Here is a 13,338-nt window from a genome sequence, read left to right as displayed (position 1 = left end):
GGATCATGGCCAAGGCCTTGTCAACCGTCCAGCCGCCAATTTTGGCCCGGCGCCCGTCAGTGACTGACGGAGCCGGAACCATCGGCATAGCGGGCGAGCCCGGAGAATGCCAGGACGACAAGAAGCAGTACCGGTAGCGCCATGAACACCGCCGAAAAGCCGGTGTGCTCGGCGATGAAGCCGATCGCGGACGGTGCAACGAGGATGCCGGAATAGCCCATGGTCGTGACCACCGAGATGCCGATGCCGGGTGCAAGGCCGGGGATATTGCCCGCAGCCGAAAACGCGATCGGCACCATGTTGGAAATGCCGATGCCGCAGATGGCGAAGCCGATGATCGCGAGTTCCGCGCTTGGTGCGACGGCTGCGATCAGCATGCCGGTGATCGCGAAGGCGGTGCAGACGCGGAATGTCTTCACCGCGCCGAAACGGTCGCGCACCAAGTCGCCGGCAAAGCGCATGGCCGCCATGGTCAGCGAGAACGCCGCGAAGCCGAAGCCGGAGAGCGCCACCGAGGCACTCATCTCCTGCCGCAGGTAGAGGGCGCTCCAATCAAGCACGGCACCCTCCGGGATCATGCAGAAAAGCGCCATCAGGCCGAGCAGCCACGGAAGCGGCACCAGCGGCAGACCTGACTTCGCCTTCTCCTCGCTCGGATGCGGATGATCTGCAAGGACCATCGGCCAGGCCGCGGCGAGCACCAGTACGGCAAGTACCGTAGCGAGCACGGAGTGACCAAGCACGCCCCAGCTCGCGATAAGCAGCCCGCCGAGCGCCGAACCGATGAGGCCGCCGAGGCTCCAGAACGCATGGCAGGAGGACATGATGGCACGGCGCATCGAGCGCTCGACCGAGACCGCGTTGGCATTCATTGCCACGTCCATGGCGCCGATGAAGCCGCCGAAGAGGAAGATGGCAATCGCACCCGTCCAGACGTTCTGAACAAGCGTGAGCGCGAGCAGGCTCGGCAACAGAAGCACGCCCGTGACCTTCGCGACGCGGCTCGATCCGTATCGCGCGATCTGCGCACCGGCCAGCGGCATCATGATCAGCGATCCGATGCCGAAGACGAGGATCATCAGGCCAAGCTCGAACTTGGTGAGTTGCAGGCGCTCGGCAAACTCCGGGATCTTGGGCGCCCAGCAGCCGACCATGAAGCCGTTCACCAGGAAGAGCAGCGAGACGGCAATTCTCTCCCTCGGAACAAGGGTGCGCCGGGCGGCGGGCGCGGTGTGCAGGTTCTGGTCCATCATCCCTCCCAGGGGTCTTGGTGGCGACCGGCGAACGGCCGCATCAATCTTCAATTCAGTTCACGTCGCTTGCGACGACGACGTGGCAGCCGCGCTTCCGATATGCCTCCAGCAGAGGCTCGTCGCTCTGGCTCTCGACGATCAGGATATCGCAGCGCTCGGCCGGGACGACCGCATAGGGTGCAGCCGTGCCGAATTTCTCGGCCGTGGCGGCAATGAGGATCCTGCGGCTGCGCGAGGCGGCAAGCCGCTTGAATTCGGCATCCTCGAAGCCGAAGGTCGTGACGCCGGCGTCCAGGTCGACGCCGCAGGCGCCGAGGATGCAGAGATCGGGCGAAAGCAGCTCCATGTCTCGCATCGCGCGCGAGCCCACGGCCGCGCTCGCCTGGCGGTCGATCCGGCCGCCGATGAGAATGACCTCGATTTCGGGACGGTCGAGCAACGCGGCCGCAATCATCGGCGCGTTGGTCACGGCCGTTAGGGCAATGTCGTCAGGCAGGGCGGCTGCGACTGCCAGGTTGGTGCTCCCGGCATCGAAGAAGACAGTGGAACCCGGCGCTATCTGGGTTATGGCAGCGCGGGCAAGTACGGCCTTGCGGTCCGGCGCCACCGCCATGCGCTGCTTCAGGTTGCCGCGCGCGGAAGAGACCGGCAACGCCCCGCCATAGACGCGTTCGCAAAGGCCGGCGGCCGCCATCTCGCGCAGGTCGCGGCGGATCGTATCCTCCGACACGCCGAATTCCTCGGCGAGTTCGGCAGCAAGGACGCGTCCCGACGTAAGCAGCCTGTCGCTGATGACGCTCTGTCGTTCCTTTAGCAGCAATTCCTGTCCCGACATCCTTCCTCCGTGCATCACTGTGCGTGATCGTGCATAAACGTGCATAAATCGATACACGTTCATATGCAAGGGTGCTTAACTCAAGTTTTTTAACGGGGCGCAATAATCGCAAAACCACGGCGTGCCGGGAAATGAGAAAAATATTCGCAATTGCCCGTTTCTTTCGCAGTATTCTACGCTTCATCTGCATCAATTTTCTGCGATTGATGCGGGCATCAACCGCATCAGTAACGGAAAGAAAAAATGAACTGGTTCAAGATCGTCACTGCCGCCGCCCTGCTCCAGGCCGCCGCGCTTCTCCCGGCCCAGGCTGGCGAGAACCTCAACGCCATCAAGTCCGCGGGTGTGCTGAAGATCGGTACGGAGGGGACATACGCGCCCTTTACCTATCATGATGCGAGCGGCAAGCTGGTCGGCTTCGACGTCGAAATCGGCGAGGCGGTTGCCCAGAAGCTGGGCGTGAAGGCACAGTTCCTGGAAGGCAAGTGGGACGGCCTGATCGCCGGCCTCGACGCCAATCGCTACGACACGGTCATCAACCAGGTCGGCATTACCGAAGCCCGCAAGCAGAAGTACGACTTCTCCGAGCCCTACATTGCCTCGAAGGCGGTGCTGATCGTTCGTGCCGACGACGACAGCATCAAGGGCTTCGCGGACCTGAAGGGCAAGAAGGCGGCACAGTCGCTGACGAGCAACTTCGGCAAGCTGGCGACGGAATCCGGCGCCGAACTCGTCGGCACGGACGGCTTCGACCAGTCGATCCAGCTGGTGCTGACCAAGCGCGCCGATGCCACGGTCAACGACAGCCTCTCCTTCCTCGACTTCAAGAAGCACAAGCCCGATGCGAATGTGAAGATCGCCGCCGAGCAGGAAAATGCGGACTATTCCGGCATCATCATCCGCAAGAACGAGCCGGAACTGCTGGACGCGATCAACAAGGCGCTCGCGGAGATCAAGGCCGACGGCACCTACCAGAAGATCGCCGACACCTATTTCGGCACCGACGTATCGAAGTAAGCGTCATTCGCGGCGGTTCCGTCCGCCGCGACCTTCCTCTATAAGGGTCTAACGCGCTCAGGGGCATCTCCTGGGCGTGTTTTGTCGCTGAAAGGTGCAAGCCCGTGCCGCACTGGTTCCAATTGATGGCGGATGCACTGCCCTCCCTGCTTTGGGCAGGGCTGGTGTTCACCATTCCGCTCACGCTGCTTTCCTTCGCCTTCGGGCTCGTTCTCGGCCTTCTGACCGCTGTTGGGCGGCTTTTCGGCCCTAAGCCGGTAGCCGCCATCGCCCGCTTCTACGTCTGGGTGATCCGTGGGACACCGCTTCTCGTCCAGCTGTTCGTGATCTTCTACGGCCTGCCGAGCATCGGCATCCTGCTGGACGCTTTCCCCGCGGCCCTGATCGGCTTCACGCTGAACATAGGCGCCTATAGCTCCGAGATCATCCGCGCGGTGATTTCCTCGGTTCCGCGGGGGCAGTGGGAAGCGGCCTATTCGATCGGCATGAGCTGGCGGCAGGCGATGAGCCGTACGATCCTTCCGCAGGCCACGCGCGTGGCCGTGCCGCCGCTCTCGAACACGTTCATTTCGCTCGTCAAGGACACCTCGCTTGCCGCCGCCATCACCGTGCCGGAGCTTTTCCAGGCGGCGCAGCGCATTGTCGCGACCACCTACGAGCCGCTGATCCTCTACATCGAGGCGGCGCTGATCTATCTTGCGCTGAGTTCCGTGCTCTCGGCGCTGCAGGTGCGGCTCGAGCGCCGCTTCGGGCGCTACGGCGGCATGCTGGAGGCAAATGCATGATCGAGCTTTCGCATATCGAAAAGCGCTTCGCCGATGTCGTCGTGCTCAGGGACATCACACTCAGGATCGGGGAGGGAAGCGTCACCGCGCTCGTCGGTCCTTCTGGCGGCGGCAAGAGCACGCTGCTGCGATGCATCAACCTGCTCGAGGTTCCAACTGCCGGCCAGATCCGCCTGGGCGAGGAGAAGATGACATTCGTGCCAGGTCAGAAAGCTAGCTGGCAGGCGATCCAGAGGATTCGCCGGCAGACGGGCATGGTCTTCCAGAACTTCCAGCTCTTTCCGCACCAGACCGCGATCGAAAACGTCATGGAAGGGCTGGTCACGGTGCTGAGATGGCCGGCCGCGCGGGCGCGCGAACGCGCCATGGAACTGCTGACCAAGGTGGGCATGGCTCACAAGGCGGATGCCTGGCCCTCGACGCTTTCTGGCGGCCAGCAGCAGCGCGTGGCCATCGCTCGGGCACTTGCGCCTTCGCCGCGGGTATTGCTCTGCGACGAGCCGACCTCGGCGCTCGATCCGGAACTTGCGGCGGAAGTGGTCGACGTCCTTGCACGCCTGGCCAGCGAAGGCACGACCATGGTGATGGCGACACATGACCTTCGCCTTGCCTCGAAGATTGCCAACGAGGTGGTTTTCCTGGAGGCTGGAGCGATCGTCGAGACGGGTTCGGCACGCAACATCTTCGGCGCGCCGGAGCGTGAGCGCACCAAGCGCTTCATCTCGACGCTGAACTCCGGCCTCAGCTACGAGATCTGATCGACGTCGCCAGGCCCGTTGCGCCGGCGGACCGCGGGGGCACGTGTCCCTGCGATCCGCGCGTCCGTTGATCCATCTTCTCCTCAGGCCTGATCCTCGCCCGTCACGGCCAGCGCCTGCATGTCCATCCAGGCGGGTTCGAAGACGTGGCCGTCGGGATCCTCGAAACTCCGGATATACATGAAGCCCATGTCCTGCGGTGCACGACAGTCGGCCTTTCCGCCGGCGGCGCCGGCCGCTTCGGTGATCGCGTCCACCTCCTCCCGGCTGTCGCGCGACAGCGAGATCAGCATCGCGACCGCGTCACGCGCCGTCGCGATGGGTTTGGCAGCGAAGGTCGAAAAGTAGTCCCGCGTCAGAAGCTGGAACGTGATCGTGTCCGACCAGACCATCGAAGAGGCTTTTTTATCGCTGAACTGCTCGTTCTTCTCACAGCCGATCGCTTCGTAGAAGCGGGTCGAGACGGCGAGATTGCTTACAGGCAGATTGATGAAGATCATCTTGGGCATTGCGGTTTTCCTTCCGGACTTTGAAGAGCGAGATCGGGTTGTACAAGCTCCTGCACGATCGTCTCACTGGGGTGAATGCAGACCAGTTCCAGCCGTCCGGAACCGACATTCTCGAAGCGATGGGGAATATTGGCAGCGGCGACGACGACGTCTCCCGCGAAGGCACGCGTCTTCTCTGCCCCCACAGTGAATTCGACCTCGCCCTTTCGAACGATCCAGGTTTCCGAATAGGGATGCAGATGCAGGGCCGAACCCTGTCCCGGCTCGTTGTCGATCAGGAAGAACGACACCGGTCCGCCGAGGTGACGTCCCTCGTATCGGACGGTACGGCTTTGACCGAGCCGCGGTTCCTGATGGCGCTGGATATGGAACATCCTGTCCTCCCTTGAACATCTCGTATCACGGCGAAAGTATCTTCATGAGAAGATACATGATCCAAAACTATCTTCCCGTCAAGATATATCTCTTCTCGCCAAGATATCTTTGCGAGCCAGGATCGTGAAGCGTATGCTCAGACTTCACAATGGGCAGTCGGAGCAGTGCATGGAAGATCGAACAGGCGGACGGGGCGAAAGCGGGACGGAGGATCATGTGGACCGGTTGCGCCGTCAATGGGAGCGGGAACTGCCCGATCTCGACACGGAACCCATGGCGATCCTTGGCCGAGCGTTCCGGCTTGGCAACCTGGTGCGTCCCAGCATCGAGGCGACATTCGCCGGCCTAGACCTCGACCGGGGAGAATTCGACGTGATTGCAACGCTGCGCCGCTCCGGCCCGCCTTACCGGCTGACGCCCACCGAGATGTATTCCTCGCTGATGATCTCGTCCGGCGGTCTGACCCATCGGCTGGACCGCCTGGAAAGGGCAGGCCTTATCCGCCGGGAGAAGTCATCGCACGACGGGCGCAGCGTGCAGGTGGCTCTGACCGAGGCCGGCGTAGCGCGTGCGGAGGAAGCCTTCCGCAAGGACATGGCGAGCGAGGCCGTCTTCCTTGACGGACTGGATGATGCGGAGCGCGCAACGCTCGCGGGCCTGCTTCGCAAGCTGGTCGGTCGCATCGAGCGCGCATCCGTGCAAGACGGGGAGCCGAACGCCGGCGCGACCTGACGAGTCAAGACGACGCGGCGTCATCAGGCTCGACGGCCGTCCGGCCTCCGGGATTGCTTCAACCTTAGCCGTAGACCAGCAGCAGGTCCTTCGCGTCGATCTGGTCCCCGGCGCGGACGAGGACCTCGGTGATCGTGCCGTCCTTTTCGGCGTGCAGGGCCGTTTCCATCTTCATCGCCTCGATGGACAACAGCACGTCGCCAGCCTTGACGTTCTGTCCGGGCGTGACGGCGACGGTCGAGATGACGCCCGGCATCGGCGCGCCGAGATGCGCGGCATTGCCGGTCTCGGCCTTGCGGCGCGCGATGCTGCTTGCGGCACGGTTGCGATCCGGAACCTTGATGAGGCGCGGCTGGCCGTTGAGCTCGAAGAACACCTTGACCATGGCCTGCTCGTCCGGCTCGCTTTTTGCCTGGTGCAGGATGACGAGGCTCTTGCCCTTCTCGATTTCCGGCAGCAGCTCCTCGCCGGGTGAGAGCCCGTAGAAATAGGCCGGCGTCGGCAGTACGCTGACCGGGCCATAGGTCTCGGCGGCGAGTGCGTAATCGGTGAAGACCTTGGGATACATCAGATAGGAGGCGAATTCGAAATCGCTGACGGCGCGGCCGAGTTTCTCCTCGATCGCCTTGCGCTCGGCGTCGAGGTCGGCGTCCGCAAGCAGCGAGCCCGGACGGTCCGCATAGGGCTTTTCACCCTTCAGCGCCTTGCGCTGCAGGCCTTGCGGCCAACCGCCAGGGGGCTGGCCGAGATCGCCCTTCAGCATGGAGACGACCGATTCAGGGAAGGACACTTCCTTGTCCGGATCAACGACGTCCTCGACTGTCAAGTCCTGGCTCACCATCATCAGCGCCATGTCGCCGACCACCTTGGAAGACGGTGTCACCTTGACGATATCGCCGAACATCTGGTTGGCATCCGCGTAGGCCTGCGCCACTTCGTGCCAGCGCGTCTCGAGGCCGAGCGAGCGGGCCTGCTCCTTGAGATTGGTGAACTGGCCGCCCGGCATTTCGTGCAGATAGACCTCGGAGGCGGGCCCCTTCAGGTCGCTCTCGAAGGCGGCATACTGGTTGCGCACCGCCTCCCAATAGAAGGAGATGCGACGGATCCATTCAGGATCGAGCCCGGGATCGCGTTCCGAGCCGCTCAGGGCCTCCACGATCGAGCCGAGGCAGGGCTGCGAGGTGTTGCCGGAGAAGGCATCCATCGCCGCATCGACGACGTCCACACCGGCATCGACGGCGGCAAGCACGGTGGCCGCCGAAATTCCGGATGTATCATGGGTATGGAAGTGAATTGGCAGGTCGGTCGCCTCGCGCAGCGCCTTGAAGAGGACACGCGCCGCAGCCGGCTTCAGAAGGCCTGCCATATCCTTGAGCGCGATCATGTGCGCTCCGGCCTTTTCCAGTTCACTCGCCAGCGCCGTATAGTACTTCAGATCGTACTTCGGGCGGGCGGAGCTCAGGATATCGCCCGTATAGCAGATCGCCGCCTCGCAGATCTTGTTCTCCTCGGCGACCGCGTCCATCGAGACGCGCATGTTGTCGACCCAGTTCAGGCAGTCGAAGACGCGGAAGACGTCGATGCCGCCCTTGGCCGCCTGTCTGACGAAATATTTGACGACATTGTCGGGATAGTTCTTGTAGCCGACGCCGTTTGCGCCGCGCAGCAGCATCTGCAGCAGCACGTTCGGCGCAGCCTCGCGCACAAGCGCAAGCCGCTCCCAGGGATCCTCCGTCAGGAAGCGCATGGAAACGTCGAATGTCGCACCGCCCCAGCATTCCAGCGAAAAGAGGTTCGGCAACGCGCGGGCATAGGTGTCGGCGACACGCGCGATGTCGTAGGTACGCACGCGTGTTGCCAACAGCGACTGATGGCCGTCGCGCATCGTCGTGTCGGTTATCAGCACGGGCTTTTCGGCCCTGACCCATTCGGCGAATTTCTTCGGCCCGAGTTCGTCCAGCTTCTGCTTGGTGCCCGGCACGATATCGGTCGCGATATAGGGCACGACGGGCTTTGCCGCATCCGCGCTCGGCTTCGGCCGACCCTTGGCCTCCGGATGGCCGTTGACGGTGACGTCGGCGAGGTATGTCAGGAGCTTGGTGGCGCGGTCCTGGCGCCGGACCTGCTGGAAGAGCTCCGGCGTCGTGTCGATGAAGCGGGTGGTGTAGGAATAGTCCTTGAACTTCGAATGCGTAATGATTGCTTCGAGGAATGTCAGGTTGGTCGCCACGCCGCGGATGCGGAATTCGCGCAGAGCCCTGTGCATGCGCGCAATCGATTCATCCGGCGTTGGTGCCCAGGCGGTCACCTTCACGAGCAGCGGGTCGTAGTAGCGGGTGATCACCGCGCCCGGATAGGCCGTGCCGCCGTCCAGGCGGATGCCGAAGCCCGATGCCGAGCGGTAGCCGGTGATGCGGCCGTAATCGGGAATGAAGTTCTGCTCCGGATCCTCGGTCGTGATGCGGCACTGCATCGCGTGGCCGTTGAGCTTGATGTCTTCCTGCTTCGGAACGCCCGATTCCGGCGTTCCGATCGCGAAACCGTCGAGAATGTGTATCTGCGCCTTGACGATATCGATGCCGGTGACGACTTCGGTCACCGTGTGCTCCACCTGGATGCGCGGATTGACCTCGATGAAGTAGAACTTCCCGGTGTCGGCATCCATGAGATATTCGACGGTGCCGGCGCCGATGTAGTTTGTCGCCTTGGCGATCTTCAGCGAATAGGCGGCAAGCTCCTGGCGTTGCGCCTCGGTGAGGTACGGAGCGGGTGCGCGCTCGACGACCTTCTGGTTGCGCCGCTGGATGGAGCAGTCGCGCTCGAAGAGATGCACGGCATTGCCATGCGTGTCGCCGAGGATCTGGCTTTCCACGTGGCGCGCGCGCTCGACCAGCTTCTCGAGATAGACCTCGTCCTTGCCGAAGGCGGCCTTGGCCTCGCGCTTCGCCTCGATGACCTCGCGGGCGAGATCCTTCGGGTCGCGGATGGCGCGCATGCCGCGGCCGCCACCTCCCCATGAGGCCTTCAGCATCACCGGATAGCCGATTTTTTCGGCAAGCTTGGCGACTTCGGCCATGTCGTCCGGCAGCGGGTCTGTCGCCGGCACGACGGGAACGCCGACCGAAATTGCGAGATTGCGGGCCGCGACCTTGTTGCCGAGCTGCCGCATGGTGTCGGCCTTCGGGCCGATGAAGATGATGCCGGCCTTGTCACAGGCATCGACGAATTCCGGGCTTTCCGACAGCAGCCCGTAGCCGGGATGGATTGCGTCGGCACCGGAAAGCTTGGCAACACGGATGATCTCATCGATCGAAAGGTAGCTCTCGATCGGCCCGAGATCTCGCGTCAGGTGCGGGCCACGGCCAACCGGATAACTTTCGTCCGCCTTAAAGCGGTGCAGTGCGAGCTTGTCTTCTTCCGCCCAGATCGCGACCGTTTTTATCCCGAGTTCGTTGGCTGCACGGAAGACGCGGATTGCGATTTCGGATCGATTGGCAACAAGTATTTTGGAAATGGGCAAGACGCTCTCCTCGCGACGCGGAATGTGGTTTGCTGCACCCGCGAAGGAAATTTTTAGCGCCTTGTCACGGAAAGTTCAATTTCCCCCTGCCGCGCTCCGCGATTTTGTTTTAGCGGCTATGAAATCAGCCCGTAACGGAAAGCGAAGGCCACCACCTGCTGCCTGTTCTTTGCCTTGAGCTTGTCCTGGATGCCGTTCATGTACCAATCGACGGTGTGGTTCGAAATCTTCAGGAGCTTGCTGATTTCCATCGAGGTCAGGCCGTCGGCGAGATAGTGCAGAATCTCCATCTCGCGACGGGTGAGCTGCGTGTCGATGGCGGAGGCATCCTCCATGATCGCGGACTCGCCGCGAAGGTCGAGCATCCGCCAGAAGACCTTCTTGGCGACCGCATCGAAGAGCGTCGTTTCCGCCGGAGAGAGATCGACCACGGTCCCGCCGCCGATCGTCATGTTGCCAAGCAGGCCGTTGCGGCCGTGGATCGGGAAGATGTAGCCGTCGATCAACCCGTGATTGCGCGCATCGATCATCATCTGCTCCATGCGCCGGCGATGCGGGTCCGTGCGGAAGGCAACCACCGTGTCCCGCCAGCGGAAAGGGCGCTGGGCACGGGCGAGATAGCGGATGGTCGGATCGATGACCACGTATTTCTTGGAGATATAGACCTGGGGCCATTTCTCCGGCCAGCGGCCGGCAAGCACAAGGCTCATTGGGTCGGTGTTCGGCTTGGGCTGCCTCAGGAGGCCATAGAAATCAAACTTGTACGACCTGATGACGCGCTCCAGCTCCGCCACCAGCTTCTCCGCCGTGTTGCACTCCTCAACCACGACAAGCAATTGTATCAAGGAATGGATATTCACATATACCCCCTACTGGATTGCGCTTTTTCGTCCGCCCGCGACATCGCCGTCAAAGCAGCCCCACGCCCGACGGCACAAAAGTATACTTTCTCGGTCAAAATTTTTATAGCTAGCTATACATTAACATCCTACATCCCAGCAATTGCCCTGCGGTAGCAGGTCGGCTTCCTGTACACAACCATTGTAGCTCCGATACTGTCATTCGCTCAGTGCGAGCGAGCGCCATCCTCAATTTTTTTACCGGGAGCCTGGGCAAGCCAATTCGTTAATCGCAGGTTCAGGTAACAAATTGTAGCATCGCACCATCGGAATTTCGCAGATGCACAAGAGGTATCGAAGTGTCACTGTTCAAGGTCTATGCAAGAGCTTTGAGGTATCTTGGCGCGTACAAGCTCCGGGTATCCGTGGTCGTGATCGCGAACATCATCCTGGCCGCCATCACGATCGCCGAGCCTATCCTGTTCGGCCGCATCATCGATGCCATTTCGGGCAAGGGCGAGGTCAAGCCGATCCTCATCATGTGGGCCGGTTTTGCCGTCTTCAACACGATAGCCTTCGTGCTCGTGGCGCGTGAGGCCGACCGCCTTGCGCATGGTCGCCGCGCGACCCTGCTGACAGAGGCTTTCGGCCGCATCATTTCCATGCCGCTCGCCTGGCACCATCAGCGCGGCACGTCGAATGCGCTGCACACGCTGCTGCGCGCCTGCGAGACGCTGTTCGGCCTTTGGCTGGAATTCATGCGCAACCATCTTTCCACGGCCATCGCGTTGGTCTTGCTGGTACCGACGGCCCTGGCGATGGATCTCCGCCTTTCTGCCGTCCTGATCCTGCTCGGCATTGCCTACTGGATCATCGGGCGCGTCGTCATGAGCCGCACCAAGGATGGCCAGGCTTCGGTCGAAAGGCATTATCACACCGTTTTCTCGCATGTGAGCGACGCGATCAGCAACGTTTCGGTCCTGCACAGCTACAACCGCATCGAAGCTGAAACCAGCGCTCTGAGGTCGTTTGCCGACCGTCTGCTGGCGGCCCAGTATCCTGTTCTTGATTGGTGGGCGATTGCAAGTGCGCTCAACCGCATGGCATCGACGATCGCCATGATGGTCGTGCTGATCATCGGTACCGTGCTTGTCCAGGCTGGCGAACTGCGCGTCGGCGAGGTCATCGCCTTCATCGGCTTCGCAAACCTGCTGATCGCCCGGCTCGACCTGATGCGCCAGTTCGCGACCCAGATATTCGAGGCACGCTCCAAGCTCGAGGACTTCTACGCGCTCGAGGACTCGGTCCGTGAGCGCGAGGAGCCCGCCGGCAGCGGCGAACTCAACGAGGTCAAGGGCGCCGTCGAGTTCCGCAACGTCTCCTTCGGCTTCGCCAACACGTCGCAGGGTGTCCATGACGTTAACTTCTCGGTCAAGGCTGGCCAGACTGTTGCCATCGTCGGCCCGACGGGTGCAGGCAAGACGACGCTCGTCAATCTGCTCCAGCGCGTCTACGATCCGCAGAACGGCCAGATCCTGGTTGATGGCGTGGATATCACGTCGGTCACGCGCAAGTCGCTGCGCCGGCATATCGCAACCGTGTTCCAGGATGCCGGTCTCCTGAACCGCTCGATCAGCGAGAACATCTGCCTCGGCCGCGAAGGTGCCACCGAGGAGGATATCATGCGGGCGGCAGAGGCTGCGGCGGCATGCGACTTCATCGAGAGCCGCGAAGACCGCTACAACACGCCGGTCGGCGAGCGCGGCAACCGTCTGTCGGGCGGCGAGCGCCAGCGCATCGCCATCGCCCGCGCGATCCTAAAGAACGCACCGATCCTGGTGCTCGACGAGGCAACCTCCGCGCTTGACGTGGAGACCGAGAACCGCGTCAAGGCGGCTATCGACAACCTGCGCCAGAATCGCACGACATTCATTATCGCACACCGTCTGTCGACCGTGCGCGAGGCCGACATGGTCCTCTTCCTGGACAGCGGCCGGATCGTCGAGAAGGGCAGCTTCACGGAACTCAGCCAGAGCAATGGCCGGTTTGCAGCCCTGCTGCGCGCAAGCGGCATCCTGACGGACGACGAAGTCCGCAAGGCGCATACGGCGGAAACCGAAGCCGCCTGATCCGGCGACGGTACACATCGAATATCAGACCACCATGCGCCGGGGGAGCAATGCTCTCCCGGCTTTTTGATTGTGCTTTCCGCCTCGCGGGCGATACTTCTGAGGCTGAGCCACGGAAGCGCGCCGATGCAGAGCTTTTCGGATCAAGCTGTCTCGGGAAGAATACCGCGACGCTAGAGGAGGGAGTGAGATGGCCGTCAGGCGTATCGTAGCCAATATCGCCGCGCCGGACATCGCCGCGGCCAAACAGTTCTATCAGGACATCCTGGGTCTCGACCTTCTGATGGATCTTGGCTGGATTGCCACCTTCGGCTCCGGCCGCATTGCCTCTGTCCAAGTGAGCATTGCCACCGAGGGCGGATCGGGAACCGTGGTACCGGACATCTCGATTGAGGTGGACGACCTGGAGGGCGTCCTTGGAGCAATGCGGACGGCAGGGTTCCGGATCGAGTACGGGCCCACCAACGAGCCCTGGGGTGTCAGGCGCTTCTACGTGCGCGACCCCTTCGGCAAGCTCATCAACATTCTTGTTCATCGCTGAGGGGCAAAGAAAACCGCCGTCCGGCTGGTGCGGGACGGCGGCATA

12 protein-coding genes are annotated in these 13,338 nt (G+C 62.2%); 6 read left to right on the top strand and 6 right to left on the bottom strand.

The genetic code is table 11. From position 1 onward, the window contains the following. Window positions 1–56: 56 nt before the first annotated feature. Together EV286_RS11690 and EV286_RS11685 are read right to left on the bottom strand one after the other, a co-directional pair. Window positions 57–1,250, bottom strand: a complete 1,194-nt coding sequence (locus tag EV286_RS11690; RefSeq protein WP_132957525.1) for an MFS transporter — start codon at window positions 1,248–1,250, stop codon at window positions 57–59. A 55-nt stretch (window positions 1,251–1,305) separates the two neighbouring features. Continuing rightward, window positions 1,306–2,088, bottom strand: coding sequence for a DeoR/GlpR family DNA-binding transcription regulator (locus EV286_RS11685; RefSeq protein WP_132957210.1), 783 nt, complete (start codon window positions 2,086–2,088; stop codon window positions 1,306–1,308). Between the two features lie 243 nt (window positions 2,089–2,331). Between EV286_RS11685 and EV286_RS11680 the strand changes: the two genes are divergently transcribed. The 3 genes from EV286_RS11680 to EV286_RS11670 all read left to right on the top strand — a co-directional run bounded on the left by EV286_RS11680 (window position 2,332) and on the right by EV286_RS11670 (window position 4,648). Further along, complete coding sequence (locus tag EV286_RS11680) at window positions 2,332–3,105, top strand: amino acid ABC transporter substrate-binding protein (RefSeq protein WP_132957209.1); 774 nt, start codon at window positions 2,332–2,334, stop codon at window positions 3,103–3,105. 104 nt (window positions 3,106–3,209) lie between these two features. After that, window positions 3,210–3,890: an amino acid ABC transporter permease gene (locus EV286_RS11675; RefSeq protein ID WP_132957208.1), complete on the top strand. Its 681-nt coding sequence runs from the start codon at window positions 3,210–3,212 to the stop codon at window positions 3,888–3,890. Next, window positions 3,887–4,648: an amino acid ABC transporter ATP-binding protein gene (locus EV286_RS11670; protein ID WP_132957207.1), complete on the top strand. Its 762-nt coding sequence runs from the start codon at window positions 3,887–3,889 to the stop codon at window positions 4,646–4,648. Before EV286_RS11675 ends, EV286_RS11670 begins: the two co-directional genes overlap by 4 nt. Window positions 4,649–4,731: 83 nt before the next feature. Here EV286_RS11670 and EV286_RS11665 read toward each other — a convergent pair whose 3' ends face one another. Next, window positions 4,732–5,157, bottom strand: a complete 426-nt coding sequence (locus tag EV286_RS11665) for a VOC family protein (RefSeq protein WP_132957206.1) — start codon at window positions 5,155–5,157, stop codon at window positions 4,732–4,734. Beyond that, on the bottom strand, window positions 5,145–5,531 hold the full coding sequence (locus EV286_RS11660; RefSeq protein WP_132957205.1) for a cupin domain-containing protein: 387 nt from the start codon (window positions 5,529–5,531) through the stop codon (window positions 5,145–5,147). Before EV286_RS11660 ends, EV286_RS11665 begins: the two co-directional genes overlap by 13 nt. Window positions 5,532–5,700: 169 nt before the next feature. On the opposite strand from EV286_RS11660, the gene EV286_RS11655 reads away from it, so the two are divergent. Further along, the gene (locus EV286_RS11655; RefSeq protein ID WP_132957204.1) at window positions 5,701–6,264 is read left to right on the top strand and encodes a MarR family transcriptional regulator; all 564 of its coding nucleotides are present in this window, start codon (window positions 5,701–5,703) and stop codon (window positions 6,262–6,264) included. A gap of 64 nt (window positions 6,265–6,328) precedes the next feature. Here the strand turns inward: EV286_RS11655 and pyc are convergent, their stop codons facing one another. Beyond that, the gene (gene pyc, locus EV286_RS11650) at window positions 6,329–9,784 is read right to left on the bottom strand and encodes a pyruvate carboxylase (protein ID WP_132957203.1); all 3,456 of its coding nucleotides are present in this window, start codon (window positions 9,782–9,784) and stop codon (window positions 6,329–6,331) included. A gap of 116 nt (window positions 9,785–9,900) precedes the next feature. After that, entirely contained in the window at window positions 9,901–10,644 is a 744-nt protein-coding gene (locus EV286_RS11645) for an autoinducer binding domain-containing protein (RefSeq protein WP_132957202.1), read from the bottom strand. A gap of 338 nt (window positions 10,645–10,982) precedes the next feature. Between EV286_RS11645 and EV286_RS11640 the strand changes: the two genes are divergently transcribed. Further along, the gene (locus EV286_RS11640; RefSeq protein WP_132957201.1) at window positions 10,983–12,752 is read left to right on the top strand and encodes a glucan ABC transporter ATP-binding protein/ permease; all 1,770 of its coding nucleotides are present in this window, start codon (window positions 10,983–10,985) and stop codon (window positions 12,750–12,752) included. Between the two features lie 190 nt (window positions 12,753–12,942). Continuing rightward, on the top strand, window positions 12,943–13,293 hold the full coding sequence (locus tag EV286_RS11635) for a VOC family protein (protein WP_132957200.1): 351 nt from the start codon (window positions 12,943–12,945) through the stop codon (window positions 13,291–13,293). The last annotated feature ends 45 nt before the right edge of the window (window positions 13,294–13,338 follow it).

It is taken from the genome of Rhizobium sp. BK251, from assembly GCF_004345245.1.
Taxonomy (GTDB): Bacteria; Pseudomonadota; Alphaproteobacteria; order Rhizobiales; family Rhizobiaceae; genus Rhizobium.
Note: the sequence above shows the minus strand (reverse complement) of the source record. Positions and strands in the feature narration are given on the sequence as shown.

Coding starts and splice junctions, on each gene's coding strand:
- EV286_RS11690 (WP_132957525.1), bottom strand. CDS start 1,250: ATGGACCAGAACCTGCACACCGCGCCCGCCGCCCGGCGCACCCTTGTT.
- EV286_RS11685 (WP_132957210.1), bottom strand. CDS start 2,088: ATGTCGGGACAGGAATTGCTGCTAAAGGAACGACAGAGCGTCATCAGC.
- EV286_RS11680 (WP_132957209.1), top strand. CDS start 2,332: ATGAACTGGTTCAAGATCGTCACTGCCGCCGCCCTGCTCCAGGCCGCC.
- EV286_RS11670 (WP_132957207.1), top strand. CDS start 3,887: ATGATCGAGCTTTCGCATATCGAAAAGCGCTTCGCCGATGTCGTCGTG.
- EV286_RS11665 (WP_132957206.1), bottom strand. CDS start 5,157: ATGCCCAAGATGATCTTCATCAATCTGCCTGTAAGCAATCTCGCCGTC.
- EV286_RS11660 (WP_132957205.1), bottom strand. CDS start 5,531: ATGTTCCATATCCAGCGCCATCAGGAACCGCGGCTCGGTCAAAGCCGT.
- EV286_RS11655 (WP_132957204.1), top strand. CDS start 5,701: ATGGAAGATCGAACAGGCGGACGGGGCGAAAGCGGGACGGAGGATCAT.
- EV286_RS11635 (WP_132957200.1), top strand. CDS start 12,943: ATGGCCGTCAGGCGTATCGTAGCCAATATCGCCGCGCCGGACATCGCC.